11 protein-coding genes and 1 pseudogene are annotated in these 19,407 nt (G+C 46.7%); 8 read left to right on the top strand and 4 right to left on the bottom strand.

Annotated features, from left to right (window positions below):
* The first annotated feature begins 130 nt into the window (after window positions 1–130).
* Complete coding sequence (locus AC5JLB_RS25655) at window positions 131–1,708, top strand: helix-turn-helix domain-containing protein (protein WP_495876665.1); 1,578 nt, start codon at window positions 131–133, stop codon at window positions 1,706–1,708.
* A gap of 356 nt (window positions 1,709–2,064) precedes the next feature.
* The gene (locus AC5JLB_RS25650) at window positions 2,065–5,835 is read left to right on the top strand and encodes a PriCT-2 domain-containing protein (RefSeq protein ID WP_495876664.1); all 3,771 of its coding nucleotides are present in this window, start codon (window positions 2,065–2,067) and stop codon (window positions 5,833–5,835) included.
* On the opposite strand, the gene AC5JLB_RS25645 is transcribed toward AC5JLB_RS25650, so the two are convergent.
* Entirely contained in the window at window positions 5,813–6,037 is a 225-nt protein-coding gene (locus tag AC5JLB_RS25645; protein WP_495692626.1) for a helix-turn-helix transcriptional regulator, read from the bottom strand. The two genes, AC5JLB_RS25650 and AC5JLB_RS25645, sit on opposite strands and share 23 nt — an antisense overlap.
* Window positions 6,038–6,348: 311 nt before the next feature.
* On the opposite strand from AC5JLB_RS25645, the gene AC5JLB_RS25640 reads away from it, so the two are divergent.
* The 6 genes from AC5JLB_RS25640 to AC5JLB_RS25615 all read left to right on the top strand — a co-directional run bounded on the left by AC5JLB_RS25640 (window position 6,349) and on the right by AC5JLB_RS25615 (window position 16,062).
* A complete protein-coding gene (locus tag AC5JLB_RS25640) occupies window positions 6,349–6,711 on the top strand; it encodes a DUF6788 family protein (RefSeq protein WP_495876663.1) in 363 nt (120 codons plus the stop codon).
* A gap of 793 nt (window positions 6,712–7,504) precedes the next feature.
* Window positions 7,505–11,839, top strand: a complete 4,335-nt coding sequence (locus AC5JLB_RS25635; RefSeq protein WP_495876662.1) for an ELWxxDGT repeat protein — start codon at window positions 7,505–7,507, stop codon at window positions 11,837–11,839.
* Between the two features lie 182 nt (window positions 11,840–12,021).
* Window positions 12,022–12,597 carry a hypothetical protein gene (locus AC5JLB_RS25630; protein ID WP_495876661.1) on the top strand — a complete coding sequence of 192 codons (576 nt, stop codon included), beginning with the start codon at window positions 12,022–12,024 and terminating at the stop codon, window positions 12,595–12,597.
* 75 nt (window positions 12,598–12,672) lie between these two features.
* Window positions 12,673–13,749, top strand: a complete 1,077-nt coding sequence (locus AC5JLB_RS25625) for a PEP-CTERM sorting domain-containing protein (RefSeq protein WP_495876660.1) — start codon at window positions 12,673–12,675, stop codon at window positions 13,747–13,749.
* Window positions 13,750–13,768: 19 nt separating this feature from the next.
* On the top strand, window positions 13,769–15,169 hold the full coding sequence (locus tag AC5JLB_RS25620; protein WP_495876659.1) for a glycosyltransferase: 1,401 nt from the start codon (window positions 13,769–13,771) through the stop codon (window positions 15,167–15,169).
* 308 nt (window positions 15,170–15,477) lie between these two features.
* Window positions 15,478–16,062: a hypothetical protein gene (locus tag AC5JLB_RS25615; RefSeq protein WP_495876658.1), complete on the top strand. Its 585-nt coding sequence runs from the start codon at window positions 15,478–15,480 to the stop codon at window positions 16,060–16,062.
* A 125-nt stretch (window positions 16,063–16,187) separates the two neighbouring features.
* On the opposite strand, the gene AC5JLB_RS25610 is transcribed toward AC5JLB_RS25615, so the two are convergent.
* From AC5JLB_RS25610 to AC5JLB_RS25600, 3 genes and pseudogenes are all read right to left on the bottom strand, one after another.
* Window positions 16,188–17,426: an IS256 family transposase gene (locus AC5JLB_RS25610; RefSeq protein WP_495876657.1), complete on the bottom strand. Its 1,239-nt coding sequence runs from the start codon at window positions 17,424–17,426 to the stop codon at window positions 16,188–16,190.
* A gap of 334 nt (window positions 17,427–17,760) precedes the next feature.
* Entirely contained in the window at window positions 17,761–18,381 is a 621-nt protein-coding gene (locus AC5JLB_RS25605) for an IS6 family transposase (RefSeq protein ID WP_495876656.1), read from the bottom strand.
* A pseudogene (locus AC5JLB_RS25600) lies at window positions 18,378–19,271 on the bottom strand (IS5 family transposase). The gene AC5JLB_RS25605 and the pseudogene AC5JLB_RS25600 overlap by 4 nt, the downstream one beginning before the upstream one ends.
* Between the last annotated feature and the right edge of the window lie 136 nt (window positions 19,272–19,407).

The following is a 19,407-nucleotide window of genomic DNA, read 5'->3' as shown; positions in this document are numbered from 1 at the left end:
AGAGTCTGATCTAGGATCAATTCGTTTCTCAGAAGCAAACTTTGTGAAATCAAAATCTTCCACTGAGTCGACGCAATCTCCCAACGAGCAACCAGGCAGGGAGAAATTCACTGACCTATGGAATAGTGATGTGACCCGAGTGCTTGAGTGGATAGATCAAGCAGAGACTTGCCTTGCAGCACTCGATCGTCAGAACTTACCCAAATTTGCCAACCAGATCAAGTTAAGCAGAACTCGTTTGCAGGCCGCACAACAGATTCATCACGAAATTTCGACGATGTTCTCCCTATTGCGGCAATCCTCAGAAGATCAAGACCGTTGCGATCGCATTCAGGACGAGTTCGATGCTATTGAAACTCGAATTCAATCCTTGTATCAGCGATTTGACGAATTGGTGCATACCGGCACTGTCATAGCAGCCAAAGAATCTGAACTATTTTTAAATGAAACGATCGAGCCAATTCCCACCGGCGCGCCGTTTATCAGTTCGCTCGAATCGCAGTTGAGAACAGATTTGTGGTTTGATCGAGACGGAACTGCCGTTTTTTCTAAGGTTGCTAAAAGCAATCCACAGAATTACATTGAGCACTACATTTCTAGCCCTGGTGATGTGACGATGTTGCCATGGGACGCGGCTGAAAAAATTATTAATAACTTTGGTTTTAATACGGTCAAGCTTCAGCTAATTTTCGCGGCACATGCAATGAACCAACCGGAGCCGTGGAGTAGCAGCTTTACATTATCCGGCGAGGATGTGATTAGAAATTTGGGCTGGAACAACCGCAAAGATATTCCTACGAGCCAAAAATTGGCGGAGTTAGCAGGGTGTGCTTTTGCACTAGATTGCTTGCTGGTCAAAGTGGAATGGAAAGAAGGCGGAAAAGTCAGCCGTCGCAAAACGCAAGTTACCATTCAAACCTCACGGATGTGGAACATTGCGATTACTGCAACTGGGCAGAAGAATTTACTGTCTGAGAATCTTGAGAATCTTGAGAAAGTGGAGCTTCAAGTTCAGCCAGGTCTCTGGACAAAAGGTTTTTTGAACCGAGGTGGTGCAAAAGCTAGAGAAGCGCTGTACCAGTTTGGCTATCTTGCTCAAAGCGTACTCAGAATTGATCCTTACCACAACGAGCTTGCTCTGCGCCTTGCTTTGCATCTCACCCTTGAAAGTCGGATTCACACTTCTGGAGAATACCGGGTCAGAACGCTGCTAGGCTCTGTTCTAGTAGGATGCTCTGAAAAAATCGTTCAGGCACAGTCAAATCGGTACAAAGCCCGCGATTTAGTGGAGCAGTGGAATGAAGCGCTCAAGACGCTGGTCAGATTAGGGTGGAGTGTTGAATTTAGCGATCGCTATCCAGACTCTCTAAAACCTGATAGCCCAATTCGTAAACCCAAGGGATATATCAATCTTTTGCTAGAGAGTAAAATCACAATTCATCCGCCTGAGCCGATTCCAGAACTTCTAACCCGGAAGAAATTAGCCAAATCAAAATCATCGCAGGCTGATAAACAAATTGCTCAGGTTACTTTAGCTCCGCTCACTGGCGAACAGGTTCGAGAAGCACGAAAACAGCGAGGATGGAGTCAAGTGAAGTTAGCAGGATTTCTTGGCATTTCTCAGCAGCTAATCTCTCATATTGAATCGGGACGCAGAGAGCCGACTCCAGAGGTTGAAGCGAGCTTAAGGAAGCTTCTCAAACTCTAAGCTCTAAAGCAGATTAGTAGTTTCTGGTGTAAATGCCTATTCATTCAAAATTGGCATTTACTACATGTTGAACTTGTAGTAGAAAAAATTTTTGCTAAAAATTGCCTCTATGTCATACAGAGCAAGGATTTTAGCCTACTACATGTAGACCCGAATCCACTCACAGAATGCCCGGATCGACTCACAAAATACCCGGATCGACTCACATTGGAACCGCTCTATACCCTATGGGTTAAGGCTTTTAGCATTCTTACTACACTCTGATTAGTTTGATAAAACTGATCCTTAGCAAAACACAAATTTGAGAGTTTGACAGAATCTAGCATCCCTATTTCGCCATAAAAGGTAAACCTTGGATGCAGCTTTCAAACTCAAGCCCCGTAGGGTATGAACAGCTTTACTCTGCTGACCAGCATCACACTCTGCCCCAAATCTTCAAGTTCGCCACCAATGTACACGGCTGTAACAAGGATTGGAACTTTAGGGTACTTAGTGGCAAATTTCAAGATGTCGAAGGAACGATCGACGACGCGATCGCCCATATCAAGCAGGGACACGCTATTTGTGCAGGACTACTCAACAGTCAGTGGCGCTCCAAATCTAACTTCGCAGGTTCTAACTGGGTCTTAGCCGAAATCGATAACGCAGGGTTATTGAAAGATGGTCAAGGCAATCTCATCAAGGATGCAGATGGCAAAGGGATCAAGACTTACGAGCATCAGCTGACGTTGGATGAGGCTATCGTTCATCCATTCATCCAACAATTCTGCACCCTGATCTACACGACTCCCAGCCACAGCCATAATTGGCACCGCTTCCGCGTAATTTTTCGTCTGCCAGAGTTCATCTCTGATATTGATACCTACGAATCGATCGTTCAGTTTCTCCTGAACCATCTTCCCCACGATCCGGCCTGTAAAGATGGAGTTCGAGTGTTCTACGGTAATACCAAAGCCGAATTTCCACTCATTAATCCTGACGTTTGCTTGCCAAAGGAGTGGGTGAACCAGGCGAACGCTAGAGCTCAACAAGTTAAGCAAGAACGAGCAAAACAAGCAGAAGTCTTATCACTCAAACGTGAACAGTTCTATCGACTGGCCCAAGCTCAAGGGTGGGATACCGAGAAATTAATTCAGCAGGCACTGAGCCACATCCCCCCGCGCACGCCTGGAAGCAGCAATTATCAGGAATCTTGCAAAGTTCTCATGGCGTTGGTTGATCATTATGGCGCGGTTGAAGCAGAAGCAATCGCTGAACAATGGAGTCCTTCAATTAAAGGGAATACCTGGAATATTCGCCAGAAGATTCGATCGTTTCGCCGCAAGGGAATCACGATCGGCACATTATTCCATATCGCTCGAAACTACGGATTCAAGTTTCCATACCGAGAGTGGAATGATCCTCAAGAACTAGACTGCAACGCCTATGATGCGATTGTCTCTAAGCAAGAAGAACGATCGCGCCTCGAACACATTGAGATCGAACACCACCAGTACAGCCGGCTTAAATCCTGGTTGAAGGGGATTCAGCAACGGTTTAAAGCGAGAGGATTTGGCAAACCCCACAAAGCAGAGGCCAAAGTGCAGGTGGAAACGCTCAAATACCTTCCCGGCAAACTGTTTGGAATCGGAAGCTATGAGAAACCACCCAAGCTCCTCTACACAAACGAGCAACTACCCCAACTCCTCTGGGAAGCAGCCGCTAAGGGATGGCAGGATATCCTTGATAGTACTCAAACTGGGGGAGGCAAATCGTACAACTACGCTTCACTTTCTCCGCTTCAACTGGGGGTTCATCAAGTCGAAGACGAGCAAAAAAAGCAACTGCATCGCGTCTGGTGGTTGAGCCAGAGCCATCGAAATCCTTCCACTGAGACAGCAGAACGGAATTATACGGACTTACCCGTCAGAAATGCTGGATTTGTTAAAGATGCAACTAGACGAACCCCTCTCGGTAGAGACCTCCTACGCTGGGCAAAATCGGGAGAGCAGCCAGACACTGAAGGAAACTGCCATCTTACAGACGTGATTCACAAGGCAGCAAACAAAAGCGTATCGATCGCCAACGACACAGCAGAACTAAACCCTGTTTGTGCCATGTGCCGACACAAAGACTATTGCAAGGAGTCGCTCGGCAACGGGTTCGGATTTCGATTCGAGCGGGCAGAAGTCTTTAGTTCTTCGGTTCAAGTGCGCGCCTCGATCGACTCCCTCCCCAACTCGGAAAACTATGCTGCCTACAGCGGAGACGTAGCAATCCTAGATGAGGCGCTCATTCAACTCAAGCCAGTTCGGACGATCTCCGCGAACTTAGGTGACTTTGACACTCAATGGGCAGAGATGGAAGCCAACCTACCAGAAGTTTACAGACGGTTGAATCCATTACGTCAGGCGCTCAGACCGCTTGTGGCTGGCGAATCAAAACAGCACTACGGCTTTGACAATGAAGCGTTGCGCTCTCAACTGCCAGAAGTACCAGAAAAATTTGTCCAAACGCTAGAGTCTATCCGACAAATCATGGGCCTCAAAACGTCTGATTTGACTCAAGACCCCGACCAGATTGAAACTAAAGAAGAAACTGAAGCGATCGCTCATCTCAAAGGCAAGATTTATCGCCGAAGTCAGAAGCTAGAAACCCTTCAAGCAGAGTGGAGCAACCTCCAGGCACTCGAAGAAGAATTGAACAAAGGGCAGGGGAGCTTATTTGATGGGTATCGTTGGTCGGCAAAAGAGCGGCAAGCAAGACTAGATCGTCTGGCTAAACTACCTGAAGACATTGCCATGCTTCAAAGCGAACTGGACAATTTTCAAACGACGCTAGAAAACTTGTTGCAGGAGCGGAGCCTGTACAAGAGCTTCAACCGCTCACAGTTTCGAGATGCGAAAGTACGAGTAGGTTCAGTGCTAGATAACCTACCAACTCAATGGCTCATCCCATTTTTAGAAGTTTGGAGCGAAGAGATGCCAGGAACGCTGCGAATTGGTGCATTTGGGGGCTTAGTGGTTACAGTTCAAGACGATCGACACAACGAGATTCTCAACAGTCTCAAAACTCGAATTTATCTAGATGCCACTGCTATACCGGAAGTTTTAAGTCTCTATCGTCAGATATCCGTCAGCAAAATTCTTTGGATTGCACAGGATCTACCATCACCCGACAACCTTACTTTAATCTGGATACAGGGTCTTGGACTTGCAGGTAAGAATCGATCGCAGCACTGCGACGATCGAATCAATGCAATCCTCACAGAACTCAAAGGGCAGTTTTCAGATCTCGTAGTGTTTGACTGGCAACGCAAAAAGAATGACACAAATGCGGATGGGCACTGGTTTAGCGACTTTACGAGAGGCACAAACGAGTTTTCTGACCGAAAGGCAATCATAGCGATCGGATTACCCTTACCAAACGCAGGGGTTTTTCACGATCTCTGGTTCACTCTCACAAAATACTCTGAATTAGAGAGCCTTTCTTTTGAGGAGTTTTACCATTACCAAATTGATACTGAAATTATTCAAGCGATCGGGCGGTTGAGAGCAGTCCGGCGACCCAGTGAAAAGCTCACCTTTTTCCTAATCGGCGACACGGAGCATTCAAGAAGTGCAAGCTATCAGCTTCCTACAGCTCTCAGACCGATCATCACACAAGCAAGGGAAATCACTCTCGATGCAGCGACACCCACTGAACTGGCTTGGATTGCAGTCTCTGAGATTCTTAAGCGGTGGTGGTCAGAAAACGGTACTTTGCCGACGCAGCAAGAAATTGCGGTTGAAAGTAGAATTTCACAATCATCTGTCTCCAAGTTAGCCCACCAGTTTGTGGGTGGGTGGAGGCGACTTAAAGAAATATTCTTATCTCTAATTGATCCTCCTAGAGAGTGGAATATTTTTACTCCACTTTCAGATGAATTGATAGCGATCGCACAGGCCGCCTTGCCCACACTTTCAAAACCGTCTTCGGAATTACCAGTGGCGGAGGCCCTAAATCTCTTGATCAAATTGATTGGCTGGGCGGGCTGGCGACAAATTATGTCTCAAACTGCCTATTCAACTCGTTTAGCGATCGCGGCTGCTTTGTCCCGAGAGATCTTGGGGGTAACAGGAAAACCTAAGCAGTTCGAGACAGGTTGATCGGAAGTTGCTCAAACGGAACGCCGACCACCTCGCAAAAAACAGTCCACTGCTTCCAGGTCATAGATGGTTCAATGGCACCGTGTTCCCACTTTCGCAGGGTTGCTGAAGAGATTTTCAGGCGAACTGATAATTCTTCTTGCGTCAGGTTTGCTCTGATTCGCAATTTCCTCACCCAGTTTTGATCCGCTCCCTGTGTCATAATAATTTATCGATAAGATCTAGCGGTGGATCGTAAGAAGCTACAGAAAACAAAGTAGCGCGTCAAAGGTGTCGCGGTAAAGGATCGCGCGATGTCAATTTTAACCTTCCCAAAAATTTTCTACAGAAAACTATCGGTCTTATCTCTGAAACTTTCATCCACTATCACAAGTACTGAGACCAAAGCTTCCTGTTAAGTTACACAAGAAATTTAAGGTGGTGGCTTTGGGGCTGAACTCTGTCCCTCGTTCACACAGCCTTTTTCTTGTGTAACCGAGCTTCAATTCTATAAAGTTACACAAGATTTTAGAAATGTCTTCTAAGCCTTTCCCTGCTCGTCTTCGTCTCACTCTAGCGAAACTCAGCCTGCAAGAAAAACAAGCTGTTTATGAGTGGTTGGGCACACAAATTGACGTTGAGCGATCGCAGCTAGAGGATGGCTCAACCGCTGATTCTGAAGGGTCTGCCTCAGCGATCGTTGAAAGCCGCACACAAGATGGAAAAACATACCAATTAGAGAAACGGCGATGTGGCAAAGGCTCCTGTAAATGTGCCATTGGGGATTTGCAGGAAACAGGACATGGACCTTATTGGTACGCCTATTGGAAGGAGTCAGGCAAACTCAAGAGTCGATATATAGGAAGACAATCGCCTTGGTCAGACCCTCTAAAATAAGTTAATCAATTTTATCTTGTGTAACTTTAGAGATTAAGTCACACAAGATAACAACATTTTGCCTTCGGCAGAATGAAAGACTCACGCTATAGCTAAGAATGGAAAACTCGCATTATAGCTAGATTTTAGAATTCGATTTAGCAACGGTGATAAAAGCTGCTCACTGATGAACCATCGGCCAAGCGCCTACAACCATCAGCGCAGGCAGCAGATTTCTATTCAACTGATTTCTCCAGCGAGTGGGGACACGGTTATCGAGGAGTTGCACATTAGGGCTATTTGTCTCAGCTCAGGAATCCAAAGCAGATCCATTGCGGCGACTGAGGAACAAGCGCGTATTGCTGCGTGAAGTGGTCGATCTGTTTCATCAAGTGCGGCTGGTAGGAATCAGTCTTTTAAGCGGGAGAAACGGACGAAGGCGAGTGACTTAGAAACGGACGGAGTAATGAGGTCGATTTCGCGGCTGGAAGATAAAAAGTGCTCACGTCGCTTTACCCTGATCCGCCGCTCCTACGCAGTTGCTCATACCACAAACTCGAGCGGTTCTTGTGCCGCTTTGCTCACTTTGGCTTACACGATTTCTACTCGACTTGAAGCACAAATTGAATAGATTAACGAGGCCAACTGTATTGAGCAACACTTGATTTTCCTCGGTATTTACTGATGCGTGTTGTTTAAGTTTAGGGAAAATTTATCTTGCACTAGTACTCTAGCTGACAAAAATTTTATTTCTAGCTAAGCAGAACAAGTGTAAAAAATTACGTTGCTTACGGAAGCACCCCTAGCTAATTCTATGCCTGATCCTGGAAACACCCTCAACACTGCAACCCCATTCAGTCTTGCTAATTCGCAACCGCTCAATGACAGCGTGAATGCTACAAGCGATCGCCTCGACTATTTTCGCTTTACGCTCGGTCACAGTAGTAGTTTGAATGCTGTGCTGAGCGGACTTAACGGGGATGCGAATCTCGCACTCATACGGGACGCTAATGCCAATGGTGCGATCGACTCTGGGGAAGTGATAGCACAATCCACAAACACGGGGTCATTGGCAGAACTGATTAATAGGACACCGCTTGCCGCTGGGGACTACTACCTCGAAGTGTCATTTGAATCAGGTACGACGGTCAACTATATCCTCAGTAGCACGGCTCAGCCTGCGCTACCCGCTCCCGCCGCGATCGATTGGCGGAACCCGTCAACAGGTGATCTCTCGGTATGGCTGATGAATGGCACGACGATTGCGGACACCGCCACGCTGCCTACGCCCATGACATGGCAAATCTTGGGGCGAGGGGATTTCGACAATAACGGCACCAGCGACATCCTCTGGCGGGAGACGACCACGGGCAATACCCATGTGTGGCTGATGAACGGCACGACGATCGCCGATAGCGGCATGGTGGTAGCGGGCGTTGCCAACGCGTGGCAATCGACGCAGTTTGCGGATTTCAACGGCGATGGCAAAACCGACGTTCTTTGGCGCAATAGCCAGACGGGCGAGCTGGGGCTGTGGCTGATGAATGGCAAAACGACGAATCAGTTCGGCTCGTTTGCCGTGGAGTTAGCCTGGCAGGTGCAAGGGGTGGGAGATCTGAATGGGGATGGCAAAGCCGATTTAGTATGGCGAAAAACGACCACGGGAGAAGTGGGCTTTTGGCTGATGAACGGCACGACTCGGATTGAGGCAAGAGCAACGGGACCCATTGGCTTGGAGTGGCAGCTTCAACGCTTAGGGGACTTGAACGCCGACAACCGCATCGACTTGATTTGGCGCAATACGGCTCTTGGTGAGGTCGGATTCTGGCTCATGGATGGCATGACAGCAACGACGACCGGGGCAGTTGGGGTTTCTCTCGCTTGGCAGATTCAGGACGTGGGCGACTTCAATGGCGATGGCAAATCGGATTTGGTGTGGCGGCAAACTAATACAGGCGAAACGGCAGTGTGGCTGATGAATGAGATCAGTTACACCACTGGACAAGTCTACACTGTGGCAAACGAGTGGCGAATTGAAGGCGTCAAGGACTTCAATGGCGATGGCAAATCGGATTTGGTGTGGCGGCAGACTAATACGGGCGAAACTGCCGTGTGGCTGATGAATGGGACGGCGATTGCTACGTCCGGAGTTCCAGCGGCCGTGGGTACGAGTTGGCAGAGCGGAGTGCGACGCAATGGCACGGAAGTTTTGAACGCGATCGATGAAGCAGGAAATACGATCGCTAATGCCTTTGATGTAGGTTTATTAAATGGAACTGGAATTTACATAGGATCTTTAAGCAACACTGATCGAGAAGATTATTACAGGATTACAGTGAATAGAAATGCAACTTACAGCATTTCTCTGACTGGATTAACTGCTAATGCTGATCTTCAACTACTAAACAGCGATGGCAACGTTATCACAAATTCCACAAATTCGGGAAATTTAGAAGAGCGAATAACATCTGCCTTATCTGCGGGTACTTATTTCGTGCGAGTGTACTCTGGTACAGGCATCAATACCCGCTTCAGTATTGACTTCTCCGAATTCTTACCACATCACCTAAGGAATCTTTATTCTACAAGTGAAGACGCAGCTCCTAATGATTTTATCGTGCTGAACAACATGCTCTATTTCACTGCCACATCTAGTAGTGGAATCGAATTATGGAAGAGCGATGGCACCGCAGCAGGAACAGTGTTAGCGAAAGATATCAATCCAGGAATCGCCAGTTCCAATCCTAAGAATCTGATGGTGGTTGGTAATACCCTTTACTTTACTGCTGAAACGGCTCAATATGGACGGGAAGTATGGAAACATACAACTGCCGGAACTGAATTAGTTTCGGACATTCATACTGGAACATCTAGCTCAAATCCTGCTCATTTTGCTGCTCTTAATGGAGTTCTCTATTTTGCTGCGTCCACTGAGTCTGGGGGGGTAGAGTTATGGAGAACAGATGGGACTGGCTTAGGCACCGTTCTTGTGAAAGATATTAATCCGGGAACTCCGAGTTCTTTCCCGTCTGATCTCGTTGTCATGAACAATCTGCTTTACTTTGTTGCAAGCAATGGAGTACAAGGGCTTGAGTTATGGAAAAGTGATGGGACTGCTGGAGGTACCGTTCTCGTATCTGATATCAATGCAGGGAGTTCAGGTTCAAAGCCCTACCAACTGACAGTTGTGAATAACACGCTGTATTTCACTGCTTATACTCAGGCACACGGGAACGAGTTATGGAAGAGTGATGGGACCGCCCAAGGAACAGCACTTGTCAAAGACATTGCACAAGGGATTGAGGCTGCATTTCCCTTTAATTTTGCAGCCATGAACAACACGCTGTATTTTGCTGCATTCACTCCAGAAGATGGTACAGAGCTTTGGAGAAGCGATGGCACTGCTGGAGGAACAGTGCTAATTAAAGATATCAATTCGGGTTCAGGAAACTCTAACCCTTCGGATTTCTTTACCTTCAACAATGCGCTCTATTTCACATCCTACATTCCTAGCCTTGGCTATGAATTGTGGAAAACGGATGGCACCAGTGCTGGAACCATCTTGGTCAAAGATATCTATATGGGCGAGAAAAACTCAAATCCCTGGAGTTTTGCAGCTATAGGCAGTACGCTCTACTTCGGCGCTCAAACCGCTGATACTGGTTATGAATTGTGGAAAACTGACGGCACCACCAATGGGACTGTGATGGTAAAAGACAGCTATCTAGGCTCAGGTAGTTCTGATCCCAGTAATCTGATTGTCATGAACGGCAACCTATTCTTTGCTGCTGCCGATGTGAATCTAGGAATTGAGTTATGGAAGAGTGATGGTACGGCATCCGGAACAACGATGCTGCGGGACATCAATCCTCAATCTGACGAAGCGCAAATCATTGAGATGCAGAACGTTGGCAATACGGTCTACTTCACAATGCACAATCCGGTAACAGGAGATGAGTTATATAAAACGGATGGAACACAGCTAGGAACTACGTTAGTTAAGGCAATAAATCCGGGCAGTGAGAGCGGCTCGATTAGTCAGTTAATAGCGAGTCAAAATTACTTGTATTTCACTGTTGCTGACGCCACTTTGGGTGTTGAGCTGTGGAGAACTGATGGAACACAAGCAGGGACTACTCTAGTCAAAGATATCAATCCTGGTACAGCAAGCTCTGAGCCAGCAAATCTATTTGTGGTTGGCAACACTTTGTACTTCACTGCCACAGATTCATCCTATGGGCGAGAACTGTGGAAGAGTGATGGTACTGCAGTTGGAACAGTCTTAGTGAAAGACATTAATTCCGGTGTCTTCAGTGATGGCTCTTCTTCTGATCAATTTAGCTCTGATCCTGCTGATTTTGTTGCAATGAATAACGCTGTTTACTTCACTGCCTTGTCTAATACATCGGGAAGAGAGCTATGGCGAACTGATGGAACGACAAACGGTACAGTTCTAGTGAAAGACATCTATGATGGCTACGGTAACTCTAGTCCTCGTCAATTGACTGTGGTGGGGCAAACGCTTTACTTCGTCGCAGCTAATGAAACCACTGGAGTGGAGTTGTGGAAGAGTGATGGTACTTCAAATGGAACAATGCTGGTAAAAGACATTGTTCCTGATTTTGATAGTTCTGGTCCACTCAGTTTAGCTGCACACGGTTCCTCGCTTTACTTCACTGCTCAACAGCCAGAGAGTGGTTATGAATTATGGAAAAGTAATGGAACAGCTAGTGGCACGGTGCTAGTAAAAGACATTATTCTAGGTACATCTGGATCTGCACCGTACTACATCACATCACTAAACTCAAATCTACTGTTCGTTGCAATCACGTCTGACGGTTATGGACTGTGGAAAAGCGATGGAACAGCTACAGGAACCGTCAGAATTAGAAACTTTGCCTTTAAGGAGTCTGAGCCTAGCATTCTGCAATTGGTGAAGTTCGGAAATTACATTTACTTCACAGCCTATGATCCCCTTTCTGGTAGTGAACTCTGGCGGACTGATGGAACTGAGACTGGTACTACGCTTGTAATGGATATTAACCCAGGTATTGAAGATTCAATGCCCGTCAACTTAAGCGTGTTTGGCTCGAAGCTCTACTTTACGGCTTATGATCCCGTCCATGGTGAGGGGTTGTGGGTCTTGTAACATTCAAGTAGCGTCTCACGCTAGACGCAAAAATACCAGTCAACTCACATTCTTAGCCTGAACCATTTAAGACAGAAGAGTGCATAGGGTTTTTATGTTCAAACATTAACGAAGAAGTTCGACTTGACTTGCGACAAGCACGAAAAACCAGTTGTCCATCCTTCTAGTAGTGGAAAATCATCATGATGTCTTCGCACTCGAACGAAAGCAATGCAATCGAAGTGAATGGAATTCGGTTTGAAACGGTGATCAACGATCGTACTGTTGTCATGCCTCCATATGAACCGAGGGCTGAAGTCCAAGTCGGCTGTGGTATCCGACTGACCAACATGGCAGAAACGGCTCAATCCGTATGGCTCTATTCAATGCACCCTGAGTTTCGAGATGCTACTAATCAACTTGTACCAGGGAGAATGGTCGGTGCAGATAGGAGAGTAAAGCCTAACTTATCTAATCTTAAAATTCTCCAGTCTGGAGAATCTGCTTTATTTATCTGCCAGTGCACGTTTCTATGGTGGAACAACTTGGTGAGATGTGCTTTTACCGAAAAGAGCGGAAACATTTGGGCATATGCAGATCTTAATCCTGACCTGTACTCAATTCAGTTTGTTTACAACAGTACTCTTCGTCAACAGGAGTGGTTTTGGAAATTTCTCTCAATAGAGGATCGTACTTCACTTGGTCAAGCCGCAGCTGTGTGGACTGGAGAAGTTACGACTTCCCCAATTCAGTTCCGCATAGTTACCGATGTAACCTAGTCAAACTGTTCAAGCGTGAGCTTCTGCTGATGCCGAGCAATGCTTTCAAAGAATAAAGGAATTAGGAGATATTCAATGCGCCATCAATCATCTGTCCTAGCGACACTATTGATCACATTCTGCAACATCTTGTTTTCTCGCCCAGGGCATGCCGCATACATTGACTATGGCAGTGGAATAAGGTATGGCGATGCAGGCTATATTGTCCCCCGTAGTAGCAGAGGTAAGACTGTAGCTGTTGGTACTGTATCTGTGAATCCCTTGCAGATGCTATCACCAGGAGGGACACCAAATCTAACACGTTTGCTCAAGGACAATAGAAATCTTGGGGGATGGACGTTTATTCCTGGACAGTATCTAAACGCAGTGTTTTCAATTGGCGACTATTACCCTTGCGTTCCAGATAAACAATGTGCTGGGTTTGACTTTTATGACTCTGATGTTGGTGCTACTATTGAAGTAAAGTATCAACCCGCTAGTCCTGATGAGCCTTCAACCAATTTGGTGAACTGGATTCAACGTGTATGGAGTAATCACGGCTCCGTCTTGGACGTGCATGGCGTCGAAGAAGACAGGATCGACAGCGAAGGACCTGAGTTTCCCTTCTATGCGCCACTCGACTTTAATGACCCAAGTTATTTTAATGATACACCCGGTCGTGAGGACAACGATCAGTCCCACTGGTGGAATGCTGAATTATTTTTAGTGGTTCCTCGTACTGCTACAAGGGTTGAAATTTATGATGGCATGAGCTGGGGATGGAAAAACTCTGTAACAAGGGTGAAAAAACAGCAACTTTGTGCTGCTAACTACGTTTTAGTTGGGAAGGACTGTGTCCCTCCAGTTAGCTGGGGAGAGTTCTGCATTCATTCAACCACCCAAAAAGAATACCCGATTTATGACAGTTCATGGTGGGGGCAATTTGGCTATGGCTGTGACTGGAGACCCAGCTATAGCGACAACTCGGCTCGAATGAGTCAGATGAGCTTGACTGAACCAGACAGTGATTCGGTTAGCACGAAAGACTTTAGAAATGCGGCTTCAGTGCCAGAGCCAAGCGCAATGGGAACGCTACTTGCAGTAGGAGTGTGGGGGGGAGTATCCTGGCGCAAACGCAAGCAGAGGGACTCTGAGTCAACATCTCGTGTCTAAATTCCGGAGCAAACCTTCCATGTCTCAGCCGCTTGTCTCAATCATTACCACAGTCCGCAACCGGGAGCAGTACTTAAGTGAGACGATCGAAAGCGTCCTTAGTCAAAGCTATAGTAATTTTGAGTTGCTGATTTGGGATGATGGCTCAACAGATGACTCCATTGAAATTGCTCGCCACTATGCGGCACAGGATAAACGCATCCGAGTTGTTGCAGCAACTCATCACGGGCGAGTGCGCGCGTTAATTGGTGGAATCTTACAAACCACAGGGCAATACATCGGATTAGTCGATAGCGATGATCTCCTCGCGATCACCGCACTCGAAGAAACCGTTGCCGTACTAGAGACGAATGTTCGCATTGGCTTAGTGTATACCGACTACCAAACTATCAATGAGCGAAATCAAATTTTAGGTTATGGCAAACGTTGTCAAATCCCCTACTCAAAAGAAGCCTTGCTACTGTCGTTCATGGTCTTTCATTTTCGCTTGATGCGACGCAGTGTTTACAAGCAAGTGGGTGGATTCGACGATCGCTTTCCATTGGCGCAAGATTATGACTTATGCCTAAAACTATCAGAAATCACCGAAGTCTCACATCTACAGCGCCCCCTCTATTACTACCGAGTGCATGATGACTGCGTGTCTTCGCAAAAGAGTATTGAACAGATTCTGTGTTCCAAGCAGGCGATCGAGAATGCGATGCAGCGGCGAGGATTAGCCCAACAGTACGAGCTACAAATGCGAGTTCAGGCACATTTTAATTTGCTGCCTCAATCAGGAGCTGGCGCTCCCTCTCTCGATTTTGCTCAACCTGTTGAAATCGACTCTGCCAAGATCCAAAGGATCGCGGCGACTACTCATTCAAGTAAATTAAATCTGTGGGCACTTTCTGCTGAAGCGCTAAAGTGCATCACACAGTTTATTGAATCGCATCAGCTTCGCACGGTCGTCGAAGTAGGCAGTGGAGCTTCAACGGTAGTGCTGGCAGAACTAAAGCAAGAGGGCACGATCGATCGATCGATCACCCTTGAACATGATGCCTATTGGTATCAAGATACTGTGCAGCGCTTGCAGCAAAAGAACTTACTCGACCGTGCCGAGGTCGTGCATTGTCCTTTACACGTTCAATCAATTAACGGCGACCCAAGCTTGTGGTACAACCTTTCTGAAATTACACCCCTTGCAGCTGATTTAATTTTGGTGGATGGTCCTCCCCATACGATCCAGCCATTTGCTAGGTATCCGGCTCCGCATTTGCTTCACAGCTTTATTCGCCCTGGCACTTGGTTGATTTTGGATGACTATCACCGCGACGCAGAGCGAGAAACGGTGAAACGATGGTTGACTGACTTTCCAACGCTTCGGCTGGTTGAAGTGATGGCGATCAACACCGGATTAGCCATTCTTCAGTTCAGCTAAGGTTGAGGCTGATAGCGATCTTCAAATAACGAGTCTCTGTCATTTTAACGACTTTGATTTGTCCGGGCAAGATCATTGAACTGTTTATACTCTGGCTATGATTCAATCAACAGGTATTGAAGCGATAAACCATTTAAGGTTTTACATGACCTGTCGATTAACAGTAGTTTCAAAGCGGGCGTTCTTAAATAAGCTCCAATGGCTAAAACTTCTAATGGGATGAGTTGAGAATTCTATGATCGGGTTATTCTCTTTTGCTGTATTCTGACTGAGCGTTAGTCTACCTGCCAATCTTAATTGGTTCTCTTATGCCGCGAAACTCGAACACCTTATCTTCGACCGAAAAAGTTAAAGTTGCTTTAGATTGTTTACATCGTGAACTGCTCGGTGATACTAATGCAAGTAAGACGGTCGCTCAAAAATATGACCTTTCGACTCGCGCTGTGACAACTCTGAAGCATCAAGCCTTGGACATCCTGCAACAGGGCTTTAATCCCTCTACACCCGCTGCTTCCACCAGTGCCACTTCCGTTAACGATCAGACGCTCGATCAGGCGTTGAACATGCTTCTTAGCTCTTCTCCGACAAGCGAAGTGCAGCAAGAGGAGCTAGAATCAGAATTAGAAGAAGCGGATGGCATCACGATTGAGAAGGTCTTTGCAGCAATCGTCGCGTACAACAAATCGAAGCAAGAACCGCCGATTTATATCTCGCAAGGCATTCTCCAGAAGATTAGCGGTCAGTCTGCCGCTGAGGTGAAGGTGTGGTTTGCTCAACATGAACTAGAAATCAATGAGCACAACGCCAAATATGACCTCACGCCTATTACCAACAGAAGAATTAAGCGTGATTTTAACTACAAGGAGGAGTTAGGTTTAGAAGAAGAGAAATAATCCTCTTTTTCTTTTCATCGGCTTTGAAATGGTGAGCAAGTGTCCCTGATTGGTGTAATTAGTTGAGTTATGTCGCAGAAAACTATAGTTGGGGTATGTCAATAGCTTTGTGTCAAGGATCAAAATTACACTGGCATACGACCCCTTGCGGGTATCTCGAAGAGCGCGCCAAATTCAATTGCAAATCGGTTTAAAGCAGGCTTCCAGTTTGTAATCGGCATTGTCCACTTTTTTGCTACGTTCTGCATCGCTAGATAAATGACTTTGAGTGCTGATTCATCAGTCGGAAAAGCTCGATGATTTTTGATCACTTTTCTCAACGTCATGTTGAGTGATTCAATCGCATTGGTGGTGTAGATGGCGCGTCGAATGTCATCGGGAAAAGCAAAGAACGGAATCACTCTTGCCCAGTGGTTCATCCAGGAGCGACTGATAATCGGGTATTGTTTGTCCCACTTTTCGGCAAAGGCGACTAATTGCTGTTCTGCCTCAGCTTCGGTAGCTGAGGTGTAAATCAGCCGCAAGTCAGCTGCAACCGCTTTACGGTCTTTGTACGACACATACGAGAGCGAGTTTCGTACCATGTGAACGATGCACAGTTGAACTTGAGTTTTAGGAAACACCGCTTCGATGGCATCAGCAAATCCGGTCAGTCCATCACAGCAGGCAATGAAAATATCCTTCAAGCCGCGATTCTGGAGTTCAGTTAGAATCGAAAGCCAGAATTTTGCGGATTCATTCTGCGTCATCCACATCCCTAAAAGCTCTTTGTTGCCAGAGAGAGTCACACCCAGGGCAAGGTGAATGGCTTTATTCATCACACGCCCCTCGTGCCGCACTTTGACCACAATCGCATCAAAATAGACAATTGGGTAAACTCGGTCAAGTCCGCGACTTTGCCACAGTTTACGTTCTTCCTCAACGGCATCAGTGACTTTAGAAATTAAGCCAGCCGACACTTCGACTCCATACAAGTCTTGCAGTTGCGCTTGAATATCGCGCACACTCATGCCTCTCGAATACAGCGACAGAATCTTGCCATCAAATCCGTCAAAGCGTGTTTGTCCTTTAGCAACGATGATTGGCTCAAATGCTCCGTTCCGGTCGCGTGGAACCGCAATTTCCGCTTCGCCAAACTCGCCCTTAATCGTCTTTTTGCTGTGCCCATTGCGGCGATTGCGCGGCGTGTCATCTGTGACTGGCTCTTGCCGTTCTTCCTCCAAGTGATGTTCGATTTCCGCATTCAGACAGCGCTCGACTAACGCCGCCGTCAATTGCTTCAAAATGCCGCCCTCTCCCACTAAATCTTCAGGACTTTGATAGTTCTTGAGCAATTCATCGAGTAATTCAGGTCGAAAGGTCATAATCGTTGTGTTTTTGGTTCAGTGGTTATTAGATCAAACTTTTGAACCTTTGACACAAAATAGTGTACAAACCCTATAGTTGTTCCACTAATAAAAGATAAACCTTAAAGCTTGAGATTCTTCTACTGGAAGTACCATACCTCAAAACTTTTGCGACAACCCGACTAACTACCCTATCGGTCACGACCGCGCCTCTATAAAAATTCACGTTGGTTCGAGGGTATTCAACCTCGAACTCAAATGGAAACTGTCAGATCTGAGTACTCAAGTCGCGGTTTCCTTTGACGTCTTTCATCATTGCAAACTTTCTCTTTTCTATCTTCAATCAGGTAGCTTAAAATAACCTCTGCAATTCATGCACTCGTTCAATAAAGCCTTCTCGCTGCCTCGATAGAGACACTAATTCTGTCATTCTTGCTCTGGGTCGCAAAAATTGCTTCACTTCATCAAACACTTGACAAAATCGTTTCGCACTCTCAATCGCTCCAAAACCAAGCATTGAATAGTAACGTTGCTTGACCTCTCGATGGCTCGGTTCGATCGAATTTCCCAGACATCCCCTCACTTCATGCTCAACATTCATTCCCAATTCCTCGTCAATTGCTCTTGGGTACGAAGCCAGACTATATGTCACTACTCGTTGAGGCGGTTGTTGTGCGACCTCATGTGCCTCAGCAAAGAAGGTCTTTGCCGCTGCCATGTCTCGTTTCTCGCTCAACTGCACATCGACTAGATTCCCATCCTCATCGATGCCTCGATACAAATAACACCATCTTGCCTTGACTCGGATGTACGTCTCATCCACAAACCAGATCTTGCCCACCTTTCCCTTGCGTTTGGCACGCAACTGCTGGGCAAAAATGGAAGCAAAGCGTTCTTCCCAATCCCGAACCGTTTCATGGGTAAACTCAAACCCACGCAACAGAAAGAATTCGGCAATATCGCGAAAGCTCATCTTGTAGCGGAATCGACACAGCAAGACTTGAAAGACAACAGACCTCTTACAAATTGACCTACTGAAGCGAACTGCGACCGCTCAAAGTTATACAAAGCCGCAGTCAGATTGCAGCGCAACCCGAAGCATCTGCGGCGATTGCGGTAACGTTCTGCCAAAATTCGGAAGATCTTCAAGCAGCGATTGACCTGCTCAATCACCACCCACTCCCGAGCAAGCTGACGGTTATACACTCTCTCTGCTGCTGTGAGCTGTCCCCTACGGGGTTTCTTCTTGGGCAAACGACTATTGGTATGGAGCTTTTGTATCCCCTGATAGCCCTTATCCTGCAAGCTTTCGCACTCAGGATGAAAGTGGACACCGGAGGCCTGGAACAGCTTGAAGTCATGCCGTCGTCCTTTGCCAAAGAAAGTGCAGATAATCTGTCCGGTGGTTTGCTCAATTACTAATTGGCACTTGAGGGTATGTTTCTTCTTGCCAGTGTAAAACCAGCGTTGATGGTGCTTGGGACGCTCAATCGGAGTTTCAGTCACATCTACAACGACCACGCTTGGCGTGCCAAAGCCTCAGACTAGCTGACGCTTGCCAGGTAAGCGAAACCGGCGTGAGCGCATCAGGGCGTCTTCTATCGAGTGGACGATTCGGCAGACCGTGGACTCGCTAATCCCCCAGCTACTGCCAATGTGAAAGTAGGTGCGATACTCTCGCCAGTATTCCAACGCCACCAACACCCGATCTTCCAGTCCTAATTTGGGTTTAGCACCAGGTTTAGGACTTGTTCTCCAGGTTAGTTTAAGGGCTTTGACCATCTCTTTGAAGGTATCTCGATAGATACCAAAGCGACGCTTGAAGTGGGCAGCAGAGAAAGTTTGAGCTATTGTATAGTTCATCATCAGGACGCTTATCAATTGCAATGTCCTGATGTTCTTCTCATTGTCGGTGCTTCGTCCAACCTGTCTCAAGCCAATCTGCAAGAGGTCTAATATCGGTAGGCACCTCGATCAAGTTGAAAGGTATAGCTGTGCG

Source organism: Myxacorys chilensis, from assembly GCF_059505265.1.
Note: the sequence above shows the minus strand (reverse complement) of the source record. Positions and strands in the feature narration are given on the sequence as shown.